This window comes from Paenibacillus sp. OAE614 (assembly GCF_040546645.1).
In the GTDB taxonomy this organism is placed as follows: Bacteria; Bacillota; Bacilli; order Paenibacillales; family Paenibacillaceae; genus Paenibacillus_AQ; species Paenibacillus_AQ favisporus.
This window is the reverse complement of record NZ_JBEPOD010000001.1, coordinates 5,686,982-5,713,156: the sequence shown is the minus strand read 5'-3', so window position 1 is coordinate 5,713,156 and position 26,175 is coordinate 5,686,982. Positions and strand designations below refer to the sequence as shown.

Here is a 26,175-nt window from a genome sequence, read left to right as displayed (position 1 = left end):
GTTCAACCGTCTTTAATTTCCTGAAAATGATCCAGCTTATACTTGACGAGTACGAGCGTTTCGTTCAATGCGGCCATCTGTGTTTCAATGCGGATCCGGTGCTCGTCAAGCAGCCGATAGCACAGCTCCTCATCCTGATCGTCATACGCCCGAATGTACTCCTGAATGTTTTTAAGCGGCATCTCGGTATTTTTGAGATGCAGTAGAAAATGAATTTTGCCGATGTCTTCCTGGCTATATAAACGGGACCCACCCGGTCCGCGTTCGGGGGACGGAATAAGTCCAATCTTTTCATAATACCGAAGGGTATCGGGAGTCAAACCGGTTTTTTCAGCTATTTCGGAAATGGAATATTGTCGCGACATGCCTTCTCCTTTCATCTCCTTTGTCGTCCGGACAGCTATAGGATAGCCCTTGGAGTGAACTCCAAGTCAAGCGTCTGTAACTTCCTTTATTTGGATTAACCGAATGTTTGGATTGGCGCGTAAATGACATAAAAATAAAGAAAAGCAGTCCGCTGGTATTGGCGGACTGCTTTTTGGTGTTGGGAGGCGTTTGAATGTCAGCTTTCCTGCGCTTTCTCCTTATCGAGCTATGGTGTTTGTTTTAGAACGGTAATCTAAGTCGTAGAGCGAACGGGGTCAGACACGCGTTCCCGATGGACCAGTCCCCACTGGGCCATGGCATTCAAAACAGGAATAAACGTCCTGCCGTATTCGCTTAGCGAGTACTCGACTTTCGGCGGAACTTCCGGATAGACGGTTCTAATAATGAGGTTATCTTGCTCCAGTTCCCGAAGCTGTTCCGTTAACATTTTACGGGTAATTTGCGAAATCGAACGCTGGAGTTCGTTAAAGCGCCTGGTCCCACCAACCAAACGCCATAGGATCACAGCCTTCCACTTTCCTCCAACCACGGACAATGTTGCCTCTACCGGACAACCGCCCATATCCATCACATCCAATCCGTCCCATGATGAAGTTACCAAATGGGTACTATGTCACGCAAAAGTGCGTACTTACAGGGTTATTCTCCATTCAGTATACTTCATTTTGACCGGAATAGTAGCTGTCTTACCAAAGACGCTGCTCGTGAATGGTTGTTTATTCCGGATATAAGCAAGACTCGTATCCATTATATTTGATCCCTAAGGAGGAACCATCATGCCGCTTGACCCTCAAGTTCAGGTTGTGTTGGAAAATATGAAGAAACAAGGGGTCCCGCCTCTTCACACGCTATCCGTGGAGAGGGCCAGAACCGTCAACTTAAGCTCCATGGCCGCCCAGCCGGAAGAAGTATGGAAAGTCGACAATCGAAAGATCCCGGGTCCGGCCGGTCTCATACCGGTTCGGGTATATCGTCCTCAAAGCAAATACCCGCTCCCTGTTCTCATCTATTATCATGGAGGCGGCTGGGTCGTCGGGGACCTGGATGCAGCAGATGTGTTATGCCGACAGTTGGCCAATGGGGCAAACGTTATCGTAGTCTCGGTAGATTACCGTTTGGCGCCGGAGCATCGGTTTCCCGCTGCCATCGAAGATGCCTATGCGGCTGCTGCCTGGGTTGCGGAGAATGCCGTTTCGCTAGGAGCGGATCCCAACCGGATTGCGGTCGGCGGCGACAGCGCGGGCGGAAATTTGGCCGCTGCCGTAACCTTGATGGCAAGGGACCAAGGGTTGTCCTTCATCAAGTTTCAGCTGTTGTTCAATCCGGCGACCCACTACGCGTTCGATACGGATTCTTACCGTAACAATGCCGAAGGGTACGGCCTGACGACGGACACGATGCGGTGGTTCTGGGGCCAATACTTGGCGGAGGATCAGGACGGAAGGAACCCCTACGCTTCGCCATTATTGGCTGCCGATTTCAGCAGTCTTCCGCCCGCTCTCGTGATTACAGCCGAATTTGACCCACTGCGCGATGACGGGGAGGCTTATGCAGCGAAATTAAAAGCCGCCGGTATTCCCGTGGAAGCGAAGCGCTATGACGGCATGGTCCACGGCTTCATGCTTCAGACCGGCGGTTATGACCAAGGAAGACAAGCGGTGCAGCATGCCGTAAGTGCACTGCGGAAGGCTTTGCATGGACAGGAGAGAGGCGGAGAGACAGCAGTATAAAGTGTGCGAGGATTAAAACCGAACCGGTAAATGTATATTCAGTTGATCTCCGTCAAACTTCAATATTTCAGCATTAGGGCATCCTTCAGGGATGCCCTAAACTTTTTGCTGCATCATGCCTGGCATATACAGAGGCCGAATGTTCGGTGACAAGCCATTTAAACTTTATTCCGAATTATGGATTGACAGGACACCTATAGGTGTCTTATTATGAACTCATAAGACACCATTTGGTGTCCTATCATCGAGCAGAATAGGGATGATGGGAATGGATGAACAACATGAAGCGAGGGATGTATATGCCGCGGTTGCCGATCCGACGCGGCGCAAATTGCTTAGATTGCTGGCCGAGGCGGAAGAATTGCCCTTACACGAATTAACGGTGCATTTCGAGATGGGGCGGACAGCCGTTTCCAAACATCTGGCGATCCTCAAAGCCGCCGATCTGGTCAGGCAACGCAAGGCCGGGCGGGAAACAAGGTATCGATTGAACGCAGAGCCTCTGCGAGAAATTGAAGATTGGGTCACTTTTCACACGGCTTTTTGGAACCAAGGATCAGCTAAGCTGAGTCAATTGTTGAAGGAGGAAGAGGAATGAAACCGGAAGTAAAGCTTGATTTTCAATTCGATAGTCCGATTGAGAAAGTATGGCTTGCATTGACTGATTCCAACATGCTTGCGAAATGGGTGATGGATAACGACTTTAAGCCGGTTGTGGGCCATCACTTTCAATTTCGGGCCAAACCGTCGAAAATGTGGGATGGAATCGTCGATTCAGAAGTGCTGGTCGTGGAAGAACCTCACCGCCTATCCTACACCTGGGTAACCGCGGGAGTAAGTACGGTCGTTACATGGACGCTCCATTCATCCAGTGGCGCAACCCGCCTTCATCTTGAGCATACCGGATTTGAAAGCGAGAGCTTGTCGTATAACGGAGCCAGACTCGGTTGGGTCAAGATGGCCGACCAGCTTGAAGTGGTATTGGCTGAGCTGTAATCCAAATGATGTTGTGATCGAATAGGAGGAGATTGACATGGCCATTTTTACTATCGTTCTTCAATCTTTGCTGATTGCTTACTACCTCTTTTCGGGTACCGCCAAAATGATAGGGGCTAAGTACTGGGCAGACATGTTCGAACACCTTCACCTGCCGCAATGGTTCCTTAAGGTAACGGGCCTGGTCCAACTGGCAGGTGCTGCCGCGCTGATCGCTGGCTACTGGTATACCGGACTGGTCGCATGGGCAGGAGTGTGGCTTGGCGTGACGATGCTGGTGGCGAGCCTGGTGCATATCCGCACGAAAGATCCGATTGGCAAAACGGCGCCGGCTTTGTTCTTTGCCGTACTGAATATTGCCCTGATTCTTGCGAATGCCGGCCAAATGCTCCAGCCTTTTGCATAATCAAACCAGCTGCATCCAGGAATAAAAAGCTCCACATGTTCGCGGTGAACATGTGGAGCTTTTTTGCGATATAAACCCATACCAATGCAGACTCCAGCCGCCTGATCGCAAAATGGCAGTTGGATAGACCCGTTTCGGGGGCATGTACTTTATTTATAAATGGTGACATACAGCTGTCACCTCTTATTCATTATACTACTTTTATAACAAGAGGGAGGTTTTATTCAATGTCAGCGATTGTCTATTTAAACTTTGATGGAGTTGCAGAACAAGCGATTGATTTTTATGCGGAGGCTTTAAACGCAACTGAAGTAAAAAAAGTAAAATTTAAGGATTTCCCGCAAGATCCAAATCACCCGCTGCCGGAAAATGAGCTAAATATGGTCATGGAGTCTTCAATAGCATTTGCAGGCGGGAAAATCATGATGTCGGATATTTTGCCTTCAATGAAGAATGTAACGGGCGAGTTCGTTCAAGGCAACAATATGCTGATTAGTATCGTGAATGAGGATCAACAGACGTTGGAAAATTACTTTTCTAATTTGTCCGAGGGCGGTTATGTCATCATGCCGTTATCCAATACGCCGTGGTCTTCGTGCTTTGGCATGCTCGTTGATAAGTTTGGCGTATCCTGGAAGTTTAATGGTGACGCAGATCAGTTTCTTGATAACGTCATATCTAACAAACAGTAACTCATGCTGAAAAATGGTCTTGCAACGGATTGAAAGGATACTTTTTCAAACATGGAAGTAGATCGCTTAATTCCGGTCCTATCGAGAGAAGCATTAAGGTTTTGGCTGCAGGAAAATAGCAAGACTGAAAAATCTTGTTGGGTCTTGGTTCGTATGACGCCCAAATCGGATACGCTCTTATATTTGGACGCGGTCGAGGAGGCTTTGTGCTTTGGATGGATCGATGGAGTCAAGAAGAAAATATCTGAAACGGAGCTGGCTCAGAGACTGTCCCCTCGAAGCAAAAAAAGCTCATGGACTGAATTGAATAAGGAGCGTGTCCGCCGCCTCGAAAGGTTGGGGCTGATGACAAACGAAGGAAGAAAGGTCCTTCCTGATATGAATTACGATTCTTTTCGAATCGATCCGGTTATAGAGCAAAGGTTGCAAGAGGAAAAGCAAGTGTATGAGAATTTCATGGCATTTCCAGATCTTTATACTAGAGTCCGGATCGACACGATCCAAAGCTATAAGAATCAGCCCGAATTATTTCAGAGCAGATTGGACAAATTCATAACAAATACGCGTGAAAACAAAATGTACGGTCAATGGAACGATCATGGCCGTCTACTAGATTATTAAGTCATCCAATCTGGATGCTCCCGACTGTCGACAAAGTGTCGGCAGTTTTTTTCTATCGAAAATTTGGCTATTCTATAGCTCCGGTCTTACGTGAGGAGGATGTTTGGTTGAGAACTCCAAAATCATTGACAAACAGAGGAGCACACCCTTAATATAACGTTGTAAGATAAATCTAACTTAGTTAAGGGATGATGAAATGATATGGATTCACTATCTGTCCTAATTATCGGTGGCGGTCTGGGCGGACTTGCACTGGCACAAAGTTTGAAAAAAAATCACATTGATTTTCATGTTTGTGAACGTGAGCAGGCAGACCATTTTGTCCAAACCGGCTATCGAATCAAAATCAATGAGAATGGATCAAATGCACTGCGGTTTTGTCTTCCTGAAAAACTGTATGATCTCTACATGGAAACGTCTGTATTAGGACCGGCACACCCTGTTTTCTTAGATCCCATTTCTTTGGAACCCACAGAAGAACAGCATCCTATGTACAACAAAGCGGAAGCCACACCATCGGTAAATCGGTTTACCTTTCGCGAAGTTTTGCTTGGCGAACTAGGTGACAAGGTCAGCTTCGGATACCGGTTTACCCATTATGAAAGGTTAGAAAACGGACGCTTCAGAGCATGGTTCGATCATGGGGAGTATATGGATGCGGATGTCCTGGTTGGTGCTGACGGGGGAGGATCCAAGGTCCGGCATCAGTACAAACCTGGGGTGAAAATTTTTGATACGGGGGGCAGGGCTTTGTATACCAAGGTATTTCTGGATGATGAGCGGAGAAAGGAACTTAACATGCTCATTGGGGATGGCAGTATGAGATGCCTTACGAATCCAGAAGGAGATGCTTCGCTTTCCCTTCTTCTTGAAGACATGGCTTTCAAGCCGAATATTGAACAATTACCGGAATCCTTGTCCCTTAATGTGAAGATTTCTCCTCAACAGGATTACCTGTACGCTGTGTTTGCATGCTCGCCTGAATGGTTTGGGATTCCTGATGAGCAGCTCTTCCAATTGGACGGTTTGGAATTGTTGTCTTTTACGCAAGAGAAAATCAAACATTGGCATCCACAAGTAAAACGGATGTTGAAATTAGCGGAGCCCGAGAAAACGGCTGTCTATCACCTCCGTAATGTTCTGCCGTATAAGCCTTGGAAAGAAACGACTCCTCTGGTCTTGCTGGGAGATGCCCTGCATCCCATGACACCGGCAGGTATCGGTGGGAATGCGGCACTTTTTGATGCTTTTGAACTCTCGAAGGAATTAATCAACGTGAAGAGCGGGGAAAAGGAGCTTTTGACCGCTTTACGCGATTATGAAGTGAGTGCTATTGAGCGTGGGATGCGGGATGTTCGACTTTCCTCAAAGGCAGGAGAAAGCATGTTCAACCAGAAGCCGCTGCCCGCTGAAGATGTAGCATTGGAGGAATAACTATATAGAGTATAATAAGTCATATCAGAATTTTTGGAATGGAGTTGGAATGTTTTTTATGCCTAAACGCAGGCCACATATCAGCGAAGAGAAAATCATTGCAGCCTCATGGAGGCTTCTCGCTGACCAGGGAATCGAAAATTTTACGATGAGAAACCTTTCCAAGGAATTGAATGTTCAAGCCCCCACGATCTACTGGTACTTCGAGAGCAAGCAAGTCCTTTATCAAACGTTGGCCAACCTGGTTTCAAGAGAAATCATAAGTGAGCTTCCCAAGCAAGGAGACTGGCGAGAAAGGCTTCAGCTAAGCGCAACGGTCATTCGAAGCAAGCTTCAGCAATTTCCTTGCTCCGGTCAGCTTCTGATGAAGTCAAGGCCGGAGGCTGACTTTATGGAACTGTTCGAATTTCTATTGCAGATGATCGAACCGACATCATTAACGGATAGACAAAAATTTTCATATACGACCCATGTGTTGAACTACGTCATCAATTTTGTCGTTGAAGAATATGAACAACGGAAGTTACAGATCCCGTTAGAGGAGGAGCCTAACGAGAGTACCCATGTGGATCTATCCCATTTTAAATTGCTTCAGCGGATGCACGGAGAAGGTATATTTAAGTTAATTGGTTCGGATGAACTGTTTAACTCTGGAGTTTCCTTATTGCTTGATGGAATAGAGCAGCGGGTTAACAATGTTTGAGAAAACCGAAATCATGATTCGAAATGTCGGGGGTTTCCGCCGTCAATCCTTTGATTCCGTGCAGTCCCGATCAGCATAGGAATGGAGATCAGAAGACTGAATACAACCGGAACAATAGAGCCCTCAAGTCCGAATTCGCCCCCTGTGAGAAGCGCGGCACCGTTCACTTTTACAGTAAACAGACCTGCAGCAGAGTGTCCGGAAACAGAAATGCCAAGCAAGCCCTCCATGGCATTCCAGGCAAAATGCAGTCCTATGGTAAACCACAAGTTCCGCCGCCACAGGAAAGCGGCTCCGAGCAGAACACCTGCTTCCAGGACGATGGCGAATGCGCTCCATAATGTTGCCCCGGCATTTCCAAGATGGGCAGCGCCAAAGAATAGAGAGGTCACAGCAAGGGCGAGCGCTTTTCCCCCCAATTGATCAATAGCCTGAAACAGAAGTCCACGAAAGATAAGTTCCTCAACAATGGCTGCTCCTAAAGCTGTTTCAATAGTAGATATGAGAACAAAACCCGTATTCCCGGAACCTGCCCACTGAAAGGAATATCCCCCCAGAGCAATAATTATAAAAGCGGACGCTGTGATAAAAATCGCCCCGGTTAGTACGCCCAGAACCGTTTCGATCCCTGCGTGCCGTCTGGATATCTCTGGGGTGGACCGCCGGGCCAGGTAGGTCAGTGTGAGCTTGTATACCAGCATGGCCAGAATTCCCATCACTAATGTAAATATAAGGGGGACTACCCCCTCTAATCGCTCTGTCAGCTGCCGGAATAACGTATCGATGAGAATAATGCCGATCGTCCCCGCAATCATCCAGACGATTGGAAAAAGCCAAAATGACACTTTGTTCTTCATGTCTTACATCGCCACCTCTGTTGTTTGATGCTATGAGTATAGGCTGAAAAAGTCATAAAGAGACAGTGCCGTTTGGTCATCATTTAACGATCCATCATTCCCGATTCCCGGGCTTTCCGGGCGGCCTCCCGCCGTCCTTTCACATTAAGCTTTGAATAAATCGATGAGATATAATTTTTGACCGTCCCTTCGCTAAGAAACAATGCCTCGGCAATTTCTTGATTACGCAGGCCGGCAGCCAGCTTATGCAGCACTTCGATTTCACGGGCAGTGAGCCCGAATTCATTATGTTTCGCAGGGGTGGTACTGTTCATGTTCTTGATCATTTTACTCGCCATTTCCTGCGAAATTAAAGTCCCTCCCGCCTGAACCACCCGTATGCCTGCAGCCAAATCTTTTGGATGAATGGCTTTGAGCAGATAACCTTCCGCTCCGTGGCTTAACGCCGCTAACACATATTCTACTTCCTTATAGGAGGTCAGCATGATGATTTTGGTTGCAGGCATTCGCTCTTTAATCAGGGCCGTTGCGGTGACGCCGTCCATGACCGGCATGTTGACATCCATCAATACTATATCCGGCTTAAACTGCTCGCAGCCCTCTACGGCTTCTTCCCCATTCTTGGCTAAACCGACAATTTCCAGATCCGGTTCCATGGACAGCACGATATGTAAGCTCTCGAGAATCAACTCTTGATCATCAGCAAGCAGCACTTTAATCTTCTCCATGCGGCATGACTCCTTTCAGCGGGATTTTGCATCTGACTTCGGTGAACACTGGAGTACCCTCCCCGGATGATAGCTGTAAGCTGCCTCCCAGCCGCTCAACCCGATGTTTCATCGTGGTCAAGCCGAAGCCATACTCTAGTTTGTCGATCGGCCTGCCGTTATTTCGAACGGACAATTGCAGATGGCTCTTAGAAAAAGTAAGCTCCAGATGCAGTTGGGTTGCCTTTCCATGTTTTAGTGCATTCGTAAAGGATTCCTGGATGACCCGAAGGATCGCTTGCCGTACTTCGAAACGTATGGACCGCTCTGTCCTCGGCAGACTTAAGGTCAGGGCCGTACCCGTGTGCTCCCCGAAACGGGTTGCAAGGGATTCAACCTGTCGGATCAGACTGGATTCCTCTTCTTCGCCCATTTCGTGCACGATGTTCCTCATTTCCTCCAGATTGTTCTCAGCCAATGCCCTTAAGCGAATTAACCGGTCTTTGGCCTCGGCAGGCTTGCTATCCATCAGGGCAATAGAAGCATCAAGGCTGAGGATGAGTGAGATAAAGGAATGCCCCAGTGTATCATGAAGCTCCTTGGACATGCGGTTGCGTTCTTCAAGCAAAGTCATTTTCTCGACCTCGGCCGAGTAGTGAGTTAAGAGTTTATTTTGATGCTCCACTTCGGCTGCCAGTTTATTCTTCTGATCATACGCATTGGCTACGGAGCTTGCCCACATGCCGATGAAGCAGAACAGCAGATTGTCTGTTCCGATACCCAGGGTTTGCTCCCAAGATAATTTTAGGGAGGACTGAAAGGTAAAAGGAATGAAAACAAGTAAGGGAATGACCCAAAGGGTTTGCTTGGTTAATAAGTACCCGATAGTAAGACTCGGCAGCAAATAGTCCGCTTTTGAAGTCAGGTCCGGATGAATGACCGAATTCACATAATAAGAACCGCCAAGCAATAGCTCCAATATGCAAAACCAGACTTTGTTCATCCGGCGCCCGGGAAACCAGAACAGCAAAGGGGCGACAAGGGCCATGCTCAGCCAGATCACGTTTAGTAACGTCCGGTTCGAAAACTCGCTTACTGCCAGAACCCGGGACAACAGCAAAATATAATGGTATAAACGAAGAGCGAATATACCCCAATCCATGAAAGATAATATTTTTTTCATAGCATCATCATACAGGAAATCTAAAAAAACTTGCATGAAAATTACAAGAAAGTTGACCATAAACAGCAATAGAACCATGTTCTTGCCGAACTTCTATATAGCAAAAGGAGCAGTAGACAAACTGCTCCTAAGATTGATCATATAATCCTAACGAACTAGAAACTTGCACGGCCTCATTGCACACAGGGATTCATCAAATGAGGTTGTGATAAATTTCCGTCTCCAGCTTGGACTCATCCTCGTTCCAGTGGCCATAAACCTCAATCAGGGGAAGCTCTTTGTGTTCTCCTGCGGCTTGGACGAGCGCATCAATACGCCGGTAAGTGGCGTCCAATTCACTGTAAGGTCCGACGTGCTTGCCATAGGCGTATTTTTCGAGCACGACTTCTTTTTTCTTCAAGATGGAGTTCTCCTCAGGCGGAGTCACCAGCTCAATTCCTGCAAACACCATGTTTCCCTGCTCATAGACGACGTGATTGATCCCCCTGTGAGCGAGTTCTTTGCTGCGTACTTCATGCCAGACCTGGTCAAACAATTCGAAAATCGTCTCACTGTACGGCTTGCCCGGATCATGAGCTTTGGAACATCCGAACAAGGTAAACGCCTTTCTTTCCGTCTTGATCACAGGCTCCACCATCGGCTCCATCATCGGCCTCCTCTTTCCGCTATTCGCGGAATCATGTTCGATCGATGACTACTTCGGCTCGGCCGGTCACAATTCCTACTGCAAATTTACGACATTTTGGACCGAAACGCCATTCTACCAGTCCACCGCAATGCGGGTAATATCCTCTTGAGCAAGATCAGAGCCGAGCAGGACTTCCACCAGCTCCAGAGGAGTAATGGCCTTGATGCCATGATTGGCGCCGGCCGGTATCTTCAGTACGTCACCGGCATTCAGGCGGAACCGCCGCTCCTCCATGAGAATTTCCGCGCTGCCCGTCACCATGGTCAACAATTCTTGCCGGCGGTGATGAACGTGATAGCTAGTAGACTTGCCGGCGGCAAGTCGCACCTGCTTGATCATCGTCTCCACGCCAGATTCATCTTTCCCGTAACTCAGGATCCGGCAGGAGCCCCACCGTTTCTCTTCGTACATCGGGATTTGAGGCGCCAAGGCAAGCCGTTCCTTGATCCGATGCGCATGCTCCTTGCTTGCGATCAGGATGCCGTCGGTGCTGGCCGCGGCAATGATCCCAGAGACACCAATCATTTCAATGGGGTAGGGGAGCTCGTTGATGAGATGGGTATCCGCGGAATCGTCCGATATGTGCCCGAGTCCGATCACTCGATCCTTCATATGGCCGGTAAGCGCCATCCAGCTGCCCAGATCGGTCCAGTGCCCTCCGTATTCCATGGCAACGACAGGGACGGTCGTTTCGACAACTTCCCGATCGAAGCTGGCTTCGGGAAGTTGTTTGTATTTTGCCAGCCATTCCGCGATCCGGACAGGGTGGCCCTTGTCCTTCAAATAGGTCAGCATGAACCTCAAGGGAAAGGCGAAGACGCCGCAGTTCCACATCGCCTGATGCGTCATGAGGCGGCGGGCCGTGCGTGTATTTGGCTTTTCGATAAACCGCCGGACGAAAGCATACTCGCCGTCCGCCTTGGGCAGAGCCGGGACGATATAGCCGAACTGATCCGAAGGCTGCACCGGCTTTGTGCCGAGGAGAGCAAGATCCGCCCTGGAGCGTCCCAGGACGCCGGGAAACCGGTGCAGCAGCCGGAAGAATGCGGTGTCGACGTACGTGTCCGCCGGAAGGATGCAAATGGTTTCGTCCGGATCGGCCTGCAGCTTTTCATGAAGATAACTGGCGGCCAATGCAACGGCCGTGAACGTGCCTCTTTTAAAAGGCTCGCTGATGATCGGGATATTGTCGCCGACATAGCGGCGCGTAATCTCCGCCTGACTGTGATGGGTGACGATACAGGTGGATTGGAGCAGCCCCGCCTCGTCCAGCTGTCTGCAGATCCGTTCGATCATCGACTCTTTGACCCCGTCTTCAGTGGTCAGCAGCCTTAAGAATACCTTGGAGCGTATATCGTTGGATAAAGGCCACAGCCTTTTCCCCGATCCCCCGCACAACAGTACAATACGCAAGTTTCTCATCCTCCTTCCTTGGGGAACCATCACCCTTCATCTTTATTTCTTGGAACGCATCGTCTCTTCAATCGCCTGCTTCATGAGCTTTCCGGCCTGGTCCCACGAGAACTGGAGCATATCTTTTCGGCCCTGGCCTCCTTTCTGTTTACAAAGCCGGGGATTTTCGTACGCTTGCCTCATAAGCCTTTTGAGGCTGCTTAAATCCGGCTCAGCCCATCGCTGCCCCTTCTGTGCAAACAGGTTGCTGAACCTTCTTGAAATGGCGCGGTTCATGCTGCTTGCCGGGCTCTTGAGCTGATACGGGACCAGGAAGGAGTTGCGGGGCGTCAGGAAATCCATCTGCCCGCCCCAGCCGGTGGCGATGACCGGTATGCCGCTTGCCAGCGCTTCTAAATAAGGCAGCCCGACACCCTCGCCGCGCGTAGGAAGGACGAAGGCATCGCCGAGCGCATACAGGCCTTTAAGCTGGCTTTCACTCATATGGCGGCCGATGATGACGACAGGGGCCGTATCCTTTTGGATGCCCAGCCTCTTTTTATACCGCATGACCTGCTGCTTAATCCACGACTCCGTCTCATTGGCCGCATATCCGTTCGTTTTGATGACCAAGATGACGTTATCTTTGGAAGAGAACTCTTCCCAATACGCCCGGAGCAGTCCTTCCGGGTTTTTGCGGTGCTGAAAGCCGAAGACGGATACGAACGTAAACTTCCCGGCGGCAGCGGGCAACGATAGCTTCGGATGGTTCGGATGAAACTCCCGGGCGTTCACCCCATGGGGAACGACGAAAATCGGGACGGTGACGCCGCAGTTCCTGAGAACCCGCCGATTATGCTGGGACGGCACGCACACGGCATCGAATTTGTTCATATGGGGCAGCCAGCTTCTGGGGAGCCTGCTTGTTTCCCAAACCGTGTTCAACAGGATGAAGTCATACGTGCTGCGCTCTTTTTTCCACTGCATGCGGCTGGGAAGATGGTGGTATATGAGAACCTTTTTGACTTGGGCGGCGTTTGGCTTGCGGTGGTCTTGCGGACTTAACCGGACGGCGACCCCTTGCCGCTTCAAGGATTTGACATAGGCTCTGCTGGCACGGCCAAGACCGCTGGCTTTGTGGACGGGGCCTTTCCAGACAACGATATAGGGCTTCATTTAGGTCTCACCTTGGAAGATTTCGAATACCCTTTTCGTTCGTGAAAAGAAACAGACCGGTATTTTTGCTGCAGGGACGACATTTTGGAAGCCGAAATTTGAGAAAAGCTCATATGCAGGCTTTTGTTGTTGGCCTGTTTCAGCACCATCCTGCCGGGCTCCGACGAATACAGGAAGTTGCCGTACGTTTCAAACTCGGAGAAAGCAAACTGCTTCGATTTGTTCATGCTTCTCATAATGGCGGAGTACCAGCTCGTATGATGTTTGGACTCGATCGCCTGCTTTAACTGTTTGACTTTGGCCTTCTCGAACAGCATGTAATGCGTGACGAAGGAGCGCTTGGAAGCGCGGCTTTTGCCCATCAGCTTCTTGTACGTGTTGAAATATTCGGGCTGGCTCCAGTTCCGGCAGTAAAAAACGGTCTTGTCGCCCGTCTTGAACGTATGGGGGCGAATGAGCACAGTGTCGGCGTCGATCACCAAATAGTATTTGGATGAGCATACCTTATCGCCGCCCAGCTTCAGCAGCTGCTGGTACAACCAACCGGACCGGTCCCACGTTTTGGACTGGTAGTGTATGTCCTTTTTCGTAATGGGCAGAACCGTGTCTTCGTTTACGAATCGGCAGCCCTTTTTCGTACACAAATCCACAATCCGCTGCTTCCGGGGGGCTACGATGATCATTTCGTGGATCGGATGCTGTACATATTTTCTGACGGCATCAATGACATGGGGGAGGGTTGCCAAATCCTTCTCAATCGCCGGAATGAACACATCAATGGGGGTTGTCATCTGCTCATCTCCAAATATCAAATGTATGAGTATCATATGCCGGAAGAGAGAAAGGGAATGGGCATAGAGAGATTATAAAACGCACAATAATCAAGGGATTTGCCGCATTGGAGCAAACGTGGGGGTTCGCAAACACGGCTATGAAAATGATTTTTATAGATCAAAAGCAGAGAATACAAGAAGATCGAAGGGCGCCTTGGGCATGCCGATCGCAGGAGAAGGCTGAGGAAACTTGGACACTTCAGAAAGGAATCGGCATCATGAGAAAAATGAAAGTTTTTTATCTTATAATAAATTGGTGATAATTTTTTACCAAAATCGCACGTCCGCCTAACATTCCGTTGACACTCCGTCCCTATAGTGAAGAGGTAAGCGAAACATCCGGATACCAATCACGCTTCACTAATTCTGAATGAACGATGGGGAGGCCATACGATATGAGGTCAAAAAGGAACGGAAACGTGAGGAGCATTCTGACGGTAAATGCCAACGGAAAAACGGAGATCGTGCGGGATACATATGCGCCCAAAGGAAAACGGACCGCCTGGTCCTGGCCAGGCAAAGCGGCGGCGCTCATCTTGGGCACAGCCCTGCTGCTGACCGCATGCGGGCAGGGAGAAGGCGGCTCAGACGCATCGGCCAAGCCGGCGGGAACGGTGCAGAGCGCGGATACGGCAGAGGCGTCCGGCAGCGAAACGCCGGATGCGCTGTACGAGCAGGCCAAGAAGGAAGGCAAGGTCATCGTCTACTCGACTTCGGGGCGTGCCAATGACGCTGCGGAGACGTTCATGAAGCAGTATCCCGGCATCAAGGTTGAGGTAAGCAAAGTCAAGTCCGATGAGATGATGGACAAGGTGACGAAGGAGCAGGACGCCGGGCAGTTCAACCCGGACGTGATCATCACGAAGGAAGTGAGCGGGGCTGTCGAGGAGGAGATGGTGAAGCCGGGACGGTACGTCAAGTACCTGCCGGAGGATCTGGCGGAGAAGGTGGATGAGCCGTACCGCACGCAGGCCGAAGGGTATGCCAACTACCTGGAGTTCCGCACGCTTTTCTATAATACCGAGCATTATAAGTCCGCGCCGGTAACGAACTGGTGGGATCTGACCACCCCGGAATTCAAGGGCAAGGTCTATACGGCCGATCCGCTCAGCTCGCCGGCATTCATGGACCTGTTTACGACGATGGTCATCCACAGCGACGATATGGCGGCGGCGTACAAGGAGAAGTTCGGCAAGGACATCGAACTGCACGGCACGGAGAACGCGGGGTACGAGTTCATTCAGCAGCTGTTCGACAACGGGCTGGTCGTGTTAAAAGGAAGTGACGATGTGCTGGATGCGATCGGCAAGGCGAACAGCGACGCGGTCGGGCTGGCGGTATCCGGCGACGTATCCAAGGTCGAGGAGAAGGGCTGGAGCATCCTGCCGATCTATGACATCAAGCCGAAGACGTCGGTACCCGATTCGGGTTACCTGTTCCTCGCGAACAAAGCGCCGCATTCGGCAGGGGCCAAGCTGTTCATCCGCTGGATGATGGGTGAGAAGGACGGCCAGGGCGAAGGCATGGCGCCGTTCAATGAAGTGGGCTCCTGGGTGCCGCGCTCCGACGTCAAGACCAAAAACGAGGTGGCCTTCGAGGATTTGAACCTGTGGGTTTTTGACGGGGAGAAGCTGTACTTCGAGGCGCCGAAGGTCCGCGACTTCTGGATCAAGCAGAAATGACGGAACGAAAGACCGAAATGACACAAACAGGAGGGAAACGGGATGCTGCATAAGCCCGCGCTGAATACATGGCAATCAAGGTGGCTGAACCGGTGCCGGGACGCGCTGCGGAATCCGCTGTACCTGATCGGGGCGGCGGCCCTTCTGTTTCTGGCGTACACCATCGTCTGGCCGGTCCTGAACCTGATCTGGTCGACGTTCGTATGGAGAACCCAGGACGCCCGGCTTACGCCCGCGGCGGACCCGGGGCACCTGACGCTGTACCACTGGAGCCGCGTGCTGGCAAGCGATATGAGCTGGTCCCTCTTCTACAAGCCGGTGCTGAACGCACTGGCGGTGGGGGTGACCGTCTCGGCGCTGTCCATGGTGTTCGGCTGCGGGCTTGCCTGGCTCGTGACGCGGACGGACGTTCCGCTCAAGAAGACGATTACGTTTCTGGCGATCATTCCGTACCTGCTGCCGTCATGGATGCTGTCCCAGGCGTGGCTGACCTTTTTCAAAAACAGCAAAATCGGCGGCACGCCCGGCATTCTGCAGTCGGTGCTGCATGTGACGCCGCCGGACTGGCTGGCGTACGGCTTCGTGCCGATCGTGCTGACCCTGTCGATCCACGACAGCGTGTATTTCTTCCTGCTCGTGGGCGCGGCGCTCAGCTCGATGAACAGCCAGCTGGAAGAGGCGGCCGAAATGGCCGGCGCGGGGCGGATGCAGGTGCTGCGGCGGATCGTGTTTCCGCTGATGCTGCCGTCGGTGCTGTCGGGGTTCATCCTGATCTTTACGAAAGCGGTCAGTTCCTACGGCGTGCCCGCGCTGCTCGGCACCCCGGTGAACTTCTACATGATTTCGACGATGCTGTACTCCAGCATGCGGTCGCGGCTGACGACCGAGGCGAACGTGCTGTCACTGACGCTGATGCTGATCACCATGCTGGCGATCTATTTCAACCAGCGCCTGCTTGGCGGCCGGCGCAGCTATGTGACGGTGACGGGCAAGGGCAGCGCGGTGACGCATGTGCCGCTCGGCAGATGGCGGCTTCCGGCAGCGGCGGGAACGGTGGCCGGCATGGCATTGATTGCAGTCGTACCCTTTATCGTGCTGCTGCTGCAGACGTTCCTGCTGAAGGACGGCTCGCTCAGCCCGGACAACTTCACGCTTCATTACTGGGCGGGCGGATCGGATCCCGAAATCAACACCGGGGAGAAGGGCGTGCTGCAGAACCCGATTTTCCTGCTCGCGCTGAAAAATTCTTTGATCATCGCCGGCATCGCCTCGGTCGCGGCTGCGGTTATCGGACTTCTGTTCGGTTACGCGGTGGCCCGCGGCAAAAACACGGCCATGGGCAGGCTTGTCGATCAGCTGTCGTTTTTCCCGTATTTTATCCCGGGCATCTCGCTCGCGGCGATTTATATTACAATGTTTGCAAAGCCGGTGCTGTTCATTCCGGCGCTGTACGGCACCATTACGATCATTATTCTGATCACGGTGGTCAAAGAGCTGCCCTTTACCGTCAAGGCGGGCGGCGCCGCCATGATGCAGATCGGCCCGGAACTCGAGGAAGCGGCCGTGCTCGGCGGCGCCTCCTGGTTCACGCGCTTCCGGCGCCTGCTGCTGCCGCTCAGCCGCAAGAGCCTGCTGTCCGCCTTTATCCTCGTGTTCATCGGGGCGATGAAGGAGATGGAGCTGATCATCATGCTCGTGACGCCAAGGACGGAGACGCTGACGACGCTCACCTTTTATTATGTGGAAAAAGGGTATGACCAGCTCACCAACGTCGTGCTGATGATCATTATCGCGATCGTCGTGGCGGTCTACGCCCTGGCGGTGAAGTTCGGGAAGGCCGATTTGACCAAAGGATTGGGAGGGCAATGAATGAACGCGATTGAACTGCGGCAGATTCATGTGCATGTGCAGCAGAAGCATATTTTGAAGGGCATCGACCTGACCGTCGAAGAGGGAGATTTCGTGACGCTGCTCGGCCCGTCAGGCTGCGGCAAGACGACCCTGCTCCGAACGATCGCCGGCCTGCAGAAGCTGAACGAAGGAACGGTCGTCATTTCCGGGAACAAGGTGGCCGACGGCAATCTGGCTTACCATCTGGATCCCGCCAAGCGGGGCGTGAGCCTGGTGTTTCAGAGCTATGCGCTGTGGCCGCATATGAACGTCTTTGACAATGTGGCCTTTGGCCTGCAGGTGCGCAAACATCCGAAGGCCGAGATCCGCAAGAGCGTCATGGCGGCGCTGGACAAAATGCGCATCCCGGAGCTGGCGGACCGCTATCCCGGCGAGCTGTCCGGCGGGCAGCAGCAGCGGGTGGCGATCGCCCGGGCGATCGTAACGTCCCCGTCGATCCTGCTGCTCGACGAGCCGCTCTCGAACCTGGACGCCAAGCTGCGGACGGAGATGCGTGCCGAGCTGAAGCGGCTGCACCGCGAGCTGGGCACGACGATCGTCTACGTGACCCATGACCAGCATGAGGCGATCACGCTGTCGACGAAGGTCGCGGTGTTTTTCGGTGGCGAGCTGGTGCAGGCGGATACACCGCGCGAGCTGTACCGCCATCCACGGACGCTGCAGGTGGCGGAGTTTATGGGCAGCTCGGACCATCCGCTGAACCGGGTGGAGGGCGTGTGCCGCACGAGCGGAGACGTCAGCACCGTCATCACGGCGCTCGGAAGCTTCCGGGTTGCGGGAATGGACGGGGGAGCGGAGGAAGCGGAAGCGGTTGTCCTGACTGTGAGGCCGGAAGACGTTGTGCTGCACGAGACCCGCACCGCCGGTTCCATCCCGGTGAAGGTGGAGGACGTGCTGCCCGCCGGCGGCGAAACGCTGGTGAGGGTCGTCTACGGCCAGGAGAAGCTGGGCGCGCGCGTCATCGGCGACCCGGATTACGCGCCGGGACGCATGCTGTACGCGTCCTTCCGCGAAGAACGCATCAACTTGTACGTCCGGGAGACGGGCAGACGCCTGGAGACCGGCGTGAAGACCATTACACCCATATTGGAGGAAGTACACCGATGAATATTGACTTTCACTTTCATGTTAAATTGTCCAAGAAGACCGAGTTCTCCATGGACCACTTCAACGAGATGCTGGATGAAGCCCGCGATCAGGGGCTGCAGGCGATCACGCTGACCGAGCATTTCAATACGCGCCGCTTCGACGAGGTCTACGGGACGCTCGACCGGATGCTGCCGGGCAACAACCACTACTACGACCGCGACGGGTTTAAAATCTTTACAGGCATGGAAGTGGACGTAGCCGAGGGCGGACATATTCTCGTCTCCGGACCCAAGGACGCCTTGCTCGAAATCCGCGCCCTGCTTGAGCCGCATACAGCTGCCGGTTCATTCATCGGGCTGGCCGAGCTGTTTGAGCTGTGCGAGCCGCGGGGCATGATGGTGATCGGCGGCCACCCGTTCCGGGAATCCAACCATTTGTACCATGTGGACCGCGAGCTGCTGCGCCGGTTCGACGCGTTCGACCTGAACGGCAAGGACCTGCACGAGATCGGCATCCAGGAAAATATCGCCCTGGTGCTGCCGCTTGGCGCGGAGCTGGGTGTGCCGGTCGTAGCGGGCAGCGACGCCCACCAGATGTTCCAGGTCGGCTGCGTCTACAACGTCCTGCCGGGCGATTATGAGACCGTCGCCGAGCTGAAGGAGGCTATCCGGGCGGGGGCCAGCAAACGGGTCATCTCTCCGAGCTTGCACTTGCAGGTGCGCGCGGCGGGCGCAGTGAAGAAGCTATTGAAGAAGAAGGTCGAAGTGGAAGCCGTGTAACATTAACACTTCATTCCCTGCATCGTTAACACCGTTGATCATTCATCCCGCTATAGAGAGGTGGCAATAAAGACTATGAACCTTGCACTGGAAGGCTATAAGCTATCCCGCGGACACCAGCGGATCGCGGATTATATCAGCAAGCATATGGAAGACATCCCGTTTATGGTGGAGGAAGACATCGCCGCCGTCTGCCAGGTCAGCACGTCGACGGTGTCGCGGTTCTGGTCCGAGGTGGGATGCCGAAACCTGAAGGAATTCAAGCAGAAGGTGAAGGACGAAATGCTGCTGTCCCCCTCGCAGAAGCTGCAGTCGGCGTTTTCGAAAATGAACGAAAACGACGCGGCTGCGAGCCTGCTCGTCGGCGCGGATTATTTGCAGCAGACGGCCGACCGGCTCAGCCAGGAGACGTTCGACCGGGCGGCGTCGCTGCTGCGCGACGCGGGGACCGTGTACATCTACGGCCCCGGCTCCGCGGAGAGTCTGGCCGCGCTGACCGATTTCCGGCTGACGCGGTTCGGCATGCGGGTCAAGCGGCTCGACCGGGGCGGGCACGAGCTGTTTAACCTGCTGGTGCATGTGCAGCCCCAGGACGTGATCGTCATCTTCGGCTTCGTGTCCGAGTCGCCGGAGCTGTCGGTGCTGCTGGACCACGCCAAGGTGAAGGGCTACCGCACGCTGCTCGTCACCGATCTGGCGGTCAGCGGCATGCTGGAGAAGGCCGACGTGACCCTGTACACCGCACGCGGCCAGCTGTGGGAGTTCCACTCCATGGTGGCGCCGGTGGCCTTGCTCGAGACGCTGATCGTGGCGGTCGGCAAGCAGATGGAGGAGCAGGCGGTTGCGGGAAGCGAGGAGCTGCACGAGCTGCGGCGCAGATATCAGAAATTGCTGCCAAAGCGGGTCTAGAGCCGCTTGGCAGCTTTTTTTGTGCGGTAAAAAGTTAGGGGTGTTAAGGATATGATCCGTGGTGTAAAGAGCCGACGGTACGGATCCGGTCGCCTTAAATTTAACTGGTTTACTGAAAGATCGTTAACTTAGTTCTTTTCATATAAGCTAATTCACGGAATGAAAGGAGTCCAATATGATATAATAGGAGTATTAAGCGTTTGGAGCGGAGGACAACATGAAAAAGATAGAGAACAAAAATTTGTTCCTGGATAAAATCAAGCCGGTGTTGAGAAAAAGCAAGTTCAGCACCATCAATATGGACGACATGGCCCGCCACATGGATATCAGCAAAGTGACGCTGTACAAATATTTTTCATCCAAAGACGAAATCATTGAAATGTTTGTGGATCACTGCATCGCCTTTCTGCAAAATGCGGACGTCCAATTGCAGGACGAGGAGCTCTCATGGGGCAAGAGGTTCCACATGTTATACATCCAATCATTGCAATGCGTGCTGTACGTGCCCGATATTTTGCTGGAAGACCTCAAGTCGGTATACCCGGTTCTATATGACAGGCTGAGCACAGCGGAACTGGAGCGGCACCGGAATCTTCGCCGGTTTTATAAGGCAGGCGTGGAGAAGAATGTTTTTCATCCGGTTAACTCCACCTTGTCTGTTGTACAAGACGATCTCATGCTCCGCCATCTGGTAGAGCCTTCGTTCGCTGTGAGGCATGACTTCTCGTTGAAGCAGGCGCTGTTTGAATTTTATAAGATGAAAAAATACCAGCTGTTCGTCCCGGACATGCTCGATTCCGTGGATGATGCCGAGATGGAAGAGCTGCTGCTGCAGACGATCCAAAAAATATCATATTAAAAGGTCGTATAGAGCAAGACGAAAAATCCGTATCCGTCCCTTTGGTAAACTGCCCCCCTATGTAATGAACTGCTATGAACTTACAAGTAATCCTTTAGTTAACATTCTTTTTCAAAGGAAGTCAATGGCGAGATATCGCCATTTGGCTTCCTTTATGTTTTTCTTTGGTTGCATAGAGCCGGAAAGGCATTCGAAGATGTCAGGGTTGTCTGCATGTATTGCCCCTTGTCCGAATACGCTAATAAAAGAGAGATCAGGACAAACAGTGGGTGGGATGTGACCAATGGGATTGAACAAGCAAAGCTTTATCCGTGGAACGTTCGTTTTGACCCTGTCGTCTTTTTTTACCAAAGGGCTCGGGTTTGTGAACGGCATTGTGCTGGCGCGTTTTCTGGGAGCGGAAGGGGTAGGGCTCTTGATGATCGCCCATCCGCTGCTTCCGCTGTTTATTACGATGACCGAGCTCGGGCTGCCTGTTGCGATTTCGAAGCTGGTGTCCGAGGCGGAAGTCAAAGGGGACGAGGCGAGGATTAAACGGATTCTCGCCGTCTCGCTGTCGGTAACGGGAACGCTCAGCGTCGTGCTGACGCTGGCCGCGTTGTTCGGCTCCAAGTGGATCGCTTCGATCGTGCTGGCCGACCAGCGGGCGTATTATGCGATGGTGGCGATTACGCCGATCATCCCGATTATCGCCATGTCTGCCGTGCTGAAGGGTTATTTCCGCGGCCGGCAGAACATGAACCCGCTCGCCTTATCCGACATTCTGGAGAATGTGGCCCAGATCATCGTCATCATCGGCGTCGTCAACATGCTGCTGCCTTATGGCATCGCCTACGCGGCGGCGGGAGCCATGGGGGCCTCGGTGATCGGCGAAGGCGTCGGCCTGCTGTATTTGTTCTCCGTTTTCAAGTGGGCGAACCGGGGAAAATCGAAGGAGCAGCGGCGGTTTGTTCCGAGCGTGCGGCTCAAGGGGGACCGTACGCTGCGTGACCTGCTGCGCATCGGCCTTCCGATGACCGGTAGCGGCTTCATCCATTCGATCTATCATGCGTTTCTGCCGCTCGTCATTACGAAGAGTCTTGTTCTGGCCGGCGTCGGCGTGGAGATGGCCACGAAGCAGTTCGGCATGCTCGCTGGGTACGCGATCCCGCTGCTGTTCCTCCCCGGCTTCTTCACCCAGTCGCTGTCGACGGCGCTGATCCCGGCGATCAGCGAAGCCAGCGCGGAGGGTGACACCCGGCTCATGCACAGCCGCATGGACATGGCGATGCGCACGGGACTGCTGGTCGGCGTGCCCTGCACCGTCATCCTGTATATGTGGGCGGTGCCGCTGACGACGGTCGTGTACCATTCGCCGGAAGCGGGCGTGCTGCTGCAGCTGCTGGCGCCGCTGTTTTTCCTCCATTATTTTGAGGCGCCGCTGAAAGCGATTCTGCTTGGACTTGGCAAAGCATCCACCGTCATGTGGAACCATATCATGACCAACATTTTTGAGATCAGCCTGATCTTCGTGCTCGGTTCGAACCTGGGGATCCGCGGCGTGGCGCTCGGGTTCGGGCTCGGCATCCTGATGCTGACCGTGCTCAACTTCTACGCGGTAGCGGGCTCAATCGGTTTTTATTTTGACTTCCGCATGGTGATCAAAGCGGGCATCGGGGGGATCGTCATGACGGTGACGGGGCTGGCCGCGCATCGTTTCCTGGAGCAGCATGTTCAGCTGGGAGCGACGGCTGCGCTGCTTGGGGCCATTCTTGTATCGCTGCTCGTGTATGCCATCACCCTGCAGGCGACCCGGGCTTTGCGCAGCCGGCCGAAGGCGCCGACGATTCCGGTGTCCTGAGAGAGGTTGAGTTCATCCTTACTGCAGAAGAGTGGGTCGTATACTCTCATATGCATCTTTCCATAGGATCAAATGATGCAATTTTCTTGTGCTCATTGGACCGGTTGGAGGGTGCATTTTTTAATGTGCGGCTAACGGCGATCACAAAATACTCGATAGGTCCAGCCATCAGCTTAGCGGGATCATTGACGGGGCGATACGGACTTCATAGAATGAAAAGGAGAAAGAAGCGTCAAGGGAAAGAGGATGCTAACTTTGGGAAACCGTGTTAAGAGTTTTGTAGTCAGTATGGAGCGCTTTAAACCTCACACCTTTCAGGCAAGTCAAGGTGAAGGCCTCTTTATGTCGCATTCCCATGAATATGATGAGTTAACGCTTATTTTGGAAGGGGATGGATACTACAGCTCTTCCGAGCAAAATATCAAGGTGGCTGCCGGCGACCTGATCCTGATCCCTTCCGGGCTTCATCATGGCTTCGTGTGTACAAAACCTTGGAAGGGTGTTTCCGTTCATTTTCTCCATGATCTGCTTCCGGTCCACTGCCAGTATCTCTTTCATGAAGCGGAGAGTGAGTCGCAGCGCATCCGGAGTAGCCATCTCGACGCTGACGATACGCGCTGGGTGGAAATCAGTTTGTTTCAGTTGGAGAAAGAATGGAATTCCGAAAGGAAAACGATCGACTCCTACAACATGATGAGGATCGCTTTGGAGACAGCACTGCTGGTATTCCAGCGTAACATAGAATCGGCGGTGCCTGGAGCAGATATCCGTCACGGGGTCATAGAAGAAGTGTTAAAAGAAATTCACAGCAGCTATCATACCCGCATTACCGTCAATGAACTGGCCGCGCGTCATTTTCTGTCCGAAAGCAACCTTCGGAAGAAATTTACGGAGTCGGTCGGCGTCTCGCCCAAGCAATATATCATCAGCCTTCGTTTGATGGAGGCCAAACGGCTGTTACAGCAAACGAGCAAGGCGATCGATTCGATCGCCTCTGAGGTTGGGTTTACCTCATCCAGCCGGTTTTATGAGTTCTTTATCCAATCGACTGGAGTCACTCCGCTGGAATGGCGCAAACAAAATCAATGAATTGAAGGATGATGAGGACCGTTCGGCAGGACGGTTCTCTTTTTCGTCGGTCGAAAACGATTCGCTAATTCCTTTTTATGCGCAAAAAGTAAATCGCTTTCAACATTGTTTACCTTAGGATCGCACGGGATAATTAGAGGGATGACTGCTTTGTTCAGGGAAAAGGAGTGAGAAGATGTCCACCAAAACGAAGACGTTTTGCAATCCCATCGTAGCCAACGCTGCCGATCCCTGGGTGCTTAAGCACACGGATGGCAGCTACTACTTTATGGCAACAAGGTCAGGCTGCTTGGAGCTTACCCAATCTTCCAGCTTGACCGGATTGGTCTGGGGGCGCAAGAAGACCATCTGGACGCCCGAACCGGGAGGTTCCTACAGCTGCAATTTGTGGGCGCCGGAAATACATTATTTGGATCACAAATGGTACATCTACTATACTGCGAACGATGGGGGAGGCGATGAATCCCGCCGGATATGCGTACTGGAGAACGAAAATGCTGATCCGCTGGAAGGCGAGTGGAGCTGGAAAGGGGCGCTTGGAACGCTTGTCCCGGGATTGGATGGCACCGTGATGTCCTTGCGGAACGAGCTCTATTTTCTGTATGCCGGCTACGGAAACTTCCCCGACTATGGATCTGCGATTTATATTGCCCAAATGGCCAATCCTTGGACATTGATAGGGGAACATCACTTGCTCACTGCCCCGACACTCCCGTGGGAAAAGCAAGGCGGAATGGCGATTAATGAAGGTCCCGTCACGCTGCATCGCAATGGCCGGATTTTTCTGGTGTATTCGGCAAGCACCACGTGGTCTGAGGATTATGCTTTAGGTATGCTCACGATGAATGAAGATGCCGATCCGCTGGATCCGTCTTCATGGCAAAAATCGATGCAGCCTGTATTTCGCAAAAGTGTAGAAAATGGAGTATATGCAACAGGCCATAACAGTTTTACGAAGTCTCCGGATGATCAGGAGGACTGGATCGTCTTTCATGCCCTTCCTTCGCCCGGCTCCGATACGAGCCTCCGCTCGACGCGCATACAGAAGTTCGGCTGGAATCCGGACGGTACGCCCGATTTCAGCGTTCCCTGGAGCGATACGCATTATCTACCTGTGCCTTCTGGAGAGGAATAAGCGAAGGAAGGCTAGTAATATGAAAAAAAGTATCACAAAAGGCTCAGACTAAGCGGCATGTTCTTGCAAACATAACCGTTTGGCCTGAGCCTTTGGCTTAGTAGCGGATTCGAACTTGAATGTCCTGCCCGTAATTGCCGAAGTGCCTGCCGAACAAGCTGACGCCGCCGGCGTTCCGCGCATCCTCCGGCGACAGAATACGGAATCGGATTTCTTCTCTGGGCAGGATCGGAAAATCCTGTATCGATACATCCGACATCCGCACGCCGTCCATATATGTGCCGGAAGAGGTCACCAGCAGCGTTTTCAGCAGGCCGTGCTGGGAGCTTCCGGGATCCCACCACGAAGGGTTCAGCTTTCCGCGTACGCTGCCGAAGTCGCCCGGAGAGGTCCAGACGCACACGGGAACGTCATTGAGCAGAAACGTAATGTCCGACGGCCAATCTTCTGCGTAGCCGGGGGCCTCCGAGCCGATCTCCAGGGAGATGCGGAGCTCGCTGATGCTGTTTTTGCTGGAGACGTAGTTCGGAATGCGGTATTCGACATAGCCGGCGGCAAACCAAATATGCTGGGCTTTGACATGCTCCGGCTCGGCGAAATACCGCGGATCGTCGCGCATGCCGATCAGCTTGGTTTCAGAAGCCAGTCCGCAGGTGGGCTTGACTTGGCAGCTGGAGTACTGGCCGACGGGAATGTCGACGTCATAGCCGTCTTGATGCGGCTCGGACGGCAGGACATCGTCCGTTTTGAACACCAGCGATGCCTGCTCCAGACGAAGAGAGCACTGCTTCTGCATGCCGCGCTTGCCGGCGGTCACCTCTGTACGGAGAATGCCCGCTTCTTCCAGCTGCTGAACATGCTTGGTCACGATGGCGGAGGAGAGATTCAGCCTTTGCGCCATTTCCCTAATATTGAGGTTTTCTTTGCTGAGCATTTCGACCATACGAATGCGCGTATTCGACGCCAGCGCAACGAATAACGGCAGATTTTCCTGGCTTACCTTGATTTCCATAGATGCCTCCGATTCGGTCTGATAGGTGTTGTCTATCCATTGTATAACCAAATGGTTAACTAAAC

Annotated in this window: 27 protein-coding genes; 17 read left to right on the top strand and 10 right to left on the bottom strand. The window is 52.6% G+C overall.

The features are described 5' to 3' along the window. Positions 1-2: 2 nt before the first annotated feature. Both ABIE48_RS26240 and ABIE48_RS26235 read right to left on the bottom strand, forming a co-directional pair. On the bottom strand, positions 3-365 hold the full coding sequence (locus tag ABIE48_RS26240) for a MerR family transcriptional regulator (RefSeq protein ID WP_192717051.1): 363 nt from the start codon (positions 363-365) through the stop codon (positions 3-5). Positions 366-619: 254 nt separating this feature from the next. Then, positions 620-949, bottom strand: a complete 330-nt coding sequence (locus tag ABIE48_RS26235) for a winged helix-turn-helix transcriptional regulator (RefSeq protein ID WP_306433704.1) — start codon at positions 947-949, stop codon at positions 620-622. 214 nt (positions 950-1,163) lie between these two features. Between ABIE48_RS26235 and ABIE48_RS26230 the strand changes: the two genes are divergently transcribed. The 8 genes from ABIE48_RS26230 (at position 1,164) to ABIE48_RS26195 (ending at position 6,969) form a co-directional block, all read left to right on the top strand. Then, complete coding sequence (locus tag ABIE48_RS26230) at positions 1,164-2,117, top strand: alpha/beta hydrolase (RefSeq protein WP_145028697.1); 954 nt, start codon at positions 1,164-1,166, stop codon at positions 2,115-2,117. 268 nt (positions 2,118-2,385) lie between these two features. Continuing rightward, the gene (locus ABIE48_RS26225) at positions 2,386-2,715 is read left to right on the top strand and encodes an ArsR/SmtB family transcription factor (RefSeq protein WP_145028699.1); all 330 of its coding nucleotides are present in this window, start codon (positions 2,386-2,388) and stop codon (positions 2,713-2,715) included. Then, positions 2,712-3,113, top strand: coding sequence for an SRPBCC family protein (locus tag ABIE48_RS26220; protein ID WP_192717050.1), 402 nt, complete (start codon positions 2,712-2,714; stop codon positions 3,111-3,113). The genes ABIE48_RS26225 and ABIE48_RS26220 overlap by 4 nt, the downstream gene beginning before the upstream one ends. Positions 3,114-3,150: 37 nt before the next feature. Next, positions 3,151-3,519, top strand: coding sequence for a DoxX family protein (locus tag ABIE48_RS26215; RefSeq protein ID WP_145028703.1), 369 nt, complete (start codon positions 3,151-3,153; stop codon positions 3,517-3,519). Between the two features lie 227 nt (positions 3,520-3,746). Beyond that, positions 3,747-4,211 (top strand): VOC family protein, encoded by a 465-nt coding sequence (locus ABIE48_RS26210; protein WP_145028705.1) that lies wholly within the window; start codon positions 3,747-3,749, stop codon positions 4,209-4,211. A 51-nt stretch (positions 4,212-4,262) separates the two neighbouring features. Continuing rightward, the gene (locus ABIE48_RS26205; RefSeq protein ID WP_192717049.1) at positions 4,263-4,832 is read left to right on the top strand and encodes a YdeI/OmpD-associated family protein; all 570 of its coding nucleotides are present in this window, start codon (positions 4,263-4,265) and stop codon (positions 4,830-4,832) included. Between the two features lie 201 nt (positions 4,833-5,033). Then, on the top strand, positions 5,034-6,266 hold the full coding sequence (locus tag ABIE48_RS26200; protein ID WP_192717048.1) for an FAD-dependent oxidoreductase: 1,233 nt from the start codon (positions 5,034-5,036) through the stop codon (positions 6,264-6,266). A 58-nt stretch (positions 6,267-6,324) separates the two neighbouring features. Further along, a complete protein-coding gene (locus tag ABIE48_RS26195; RefSeq protein WP_192717047.1) occupies positions 6,325-6,969 on the top strand; it encodes a TetR/AcrR family transcriptional regulator in 645 nt (214 codons plus the stop codon). Positions 6,970-6,980: 11 nt separating this feature from the next. On the opposite strand, the gene ABIE48_RS26190 is transcribed toward ABIE48_RS26195, so the two are convergent. The 7 genes from ABIE48_RS26190 to ABIE48_RS26160 all read right to left on the bottom strand — a co-directional run bounded on the left by ABIE48_RS26190 (position 6,981) and on the right by ABIE48_RS26160 (position 13,763). Beyond that, positions 6,981-7,826, bottom strand: a complete 846-nt coding sequence (locus ABIE48_RS26190) for a CPBP family intramembrane glutamic endopeptidase (protein ID WP_192717046.1) — start codon at positions 7,824-7,826, stop codon at positions 6,981-6,983. 83 nt (positions 7,827-7,909) lie between these two features. After that, complete coding sequence (locus tag ABIE48_RS26185; RefSeq protein ID WP_145028714.1) at positions 7,910-8,554, bottom strand: response regulator transcription factor; 645 nt, start codon at positions 8,552-8,554, stop codon at positions 7,910-7,912. Beyond that, the gene (locus tag ABIE48_RS26180; RefSeq protein ID WP_354519938.1) at positions 8,541-9,794 is read right to left on the bottom strand and encodes a sensor histidine kinase; all 1,254 of its coding nucleotides are present in this window, start codon (positions 9,792-9,794) and stop codon (positions 8,541-8,543) included. The genes ABIE48_RS26185 and ABIE48_RS26180 overlap by 14 nt, the downstream gene beginning before the upstream one ends. Positions 9,795-9,909: 115 nt before the next feature. Beyond that, complete coding sequence (locus ABIE48_RS26175) at positions 9,910-10,362, bottom strand: GyrI-like domain-containing protein (RefSeq protein WP_186326146.1); 453 nt, start codon at positions 10,360-10,362, stop codon at positions 9,910-9,912. Between the two features lie 114 nt (positions 10,363-10,476). Next, the gene (locus ABIE48_RS26170) at positions 10,477-11,817 is read right to left on the bottom strand and encodes a sugar phosphate nucleotidyltransferase (RefSeq protein ID WP_186326147.1); all 1,341 of its coding nucleotides are present in this window, start codon (positions 11,815-11,817) and stop codon (positions 10,477-10,479) included. A 42-nt stretch (positions 11,818-11,859) separates the two neighbouring features. Continuing rightward, a complete protein-coding gene (locus ABIE48_RS26165) occupies positions 11,860-12,972 on the bottom strand; it encodes a glycosyltransferase family 4 protein (protein WP_192717045.1) in 1,113 nt (370 codons plus the stop codon). Continuing rightward, positions 12,969-13,763: a DUF6492 family protein gene (locus tag ABIE48_RS26160; protein WP_192717044.1), complete on the bottom strand. Its 795-nt coding sequence runs from the start codon at positions 13,761-13,763 to the stop codon at positions 12,969-12,971. The genes ABIE48_RS26165 and ABIE48_RS26160 overlap by 4 nt, the downstream gene beginning before the upstream one ends. 437 nt (positions 13,764-14,200) lie before the next feature. Here ABIE48_RS26160 and ABIE48_RS26155 point away from each other — a divergent pair, with 437 nt between their 5' ends. The 9 genes from ABIE48_RS26155 (at position 14,201) to ABIE48_RS26115 (ending at position 25,098) form a co-directional block, all read left to right on the top strand. After that, entirely contained in the window at positions 14,201-15,487 is a 1,287-nt protein-coding gene (locus ABIE48_RS26155; RefSeq protein WP_192717043.1) for an ABC transporter substrate-binding protein, read from the top strand. Between the two features lie 42 nt (positions 15,488-15,529). Continuing rightward, on the top strand, positions 15,530-17,356 hold the full coding sequence (locus tag ABIE48_RS26150) for an ABC transporter permease (protein ID WP_192717042.1): 1,827 nt from the start codon (positions 15,530-15,532) through the stop codon (positions 17,354-17,356). After that, positions 17,357-18,505: an ABC transporter ATP-binding protein gene (locus ABIE48_RS26145; protein WP_192717041.1), complete on the top strand. Its 1,149-nt coding sequence runs from the start codon at positions 17,357-17,359 to the stop codon at positions 18,503-18,505. It begins immediately after the preceding gene. Beyond that, positions 18,502-19,266 carry a PHP-associated domain-containing protein gene (locus ABIE48_RS26140; protein ID WP_192717040.1) on the top strand — a complete coding sequence of 255 codons (765 nt, stop codon included), beginning with the start codon at positions 18,502-18,504 and terminating at the stop codon, positions 19,264-19,266. Before ABIE48_RS26145 ends, ABIE48_RS26140 begins: the two co-directional genes overlap by 4 nt. A 75-nt stretch (positions 19,267-19,341) precedes the next feature. After that, positions 19,342-20,175, top strand: coding sequence for a MurR/RpiR family transcriptional regulator (locus ABIE48_RS26135; RefSeq protein WP_145028732.1), 834 nt, complete (start codon positions 19,342-19,344; stop codon positions 20,173-20,175). Between the two features lie 217 nt (positions 20,176-20,392). Then, the gene (locus ABIE48_RS26130; protein ID WP_192717039.1) at positions 20,393-21,034 is read left to right on the top strand and encodes a TetR/AcrR family transcriptional regulator; all 642 of its coding nucleotides are present in this window, start codon (positions 20,393-20,395) and stop codon (positions 21,032-21,034) included. A 283-nt stretch (positions 21,035-21,317) separates the two neighbouring features. After that, a complete protein-coding gene (gene spoVB / locus ABIE48_RS26125) occupies positions 21,318-22,874 on the top strand; it encodes a stage V sporulation protein B (protein WP_089548742.1) in 1,557 nt (518 codons plus the stop codon). Positions 22,875-23,120: 246 nt separating this feature from the next. Beyond that, on the top strand, positions 23,121-23,963 hold the full coding sequence (locus tag ABIE48_RS26120) for a helix-turn-helix transcriptional regulator (protein ID WP_354519933.1): 843 nt from the start codon (positions 23,121-23,123) through the stop codon (positions 23,961-23,963). A gap of 175 nt (positions 23,964-24,138) precedes the next feature. Beyond that, positions 24,139-25,098 (top strand): glycoside hydrolase family 43 protein, encoded by a 960-nt coding sequence (locus ABIE48_RS26115; RefSeq protein ID WP_192717038.1) that lies wholly within the window; start codon positions 24,139-24,141, stop codon positions 25,096-25,098. Between the two features lie 97 nt (positions 25,099-25,195). Here the strand turns inward: ABIE48_RS26115 and ABIE48_RS26110 are convergent, their stop codons facing one another. Next, a complete protein-coding gene (locus tag ABIE48_RS26110; protein ID WP_145028740.1) occupies positions 25,196-26,110 on the bottom strand; it encodes an ArsR/SmtB family transcription factor in 915 nt (304 codons plus the stop codon). Positions 26,111-26,175 lie beyond the last annotated feature (65 nt).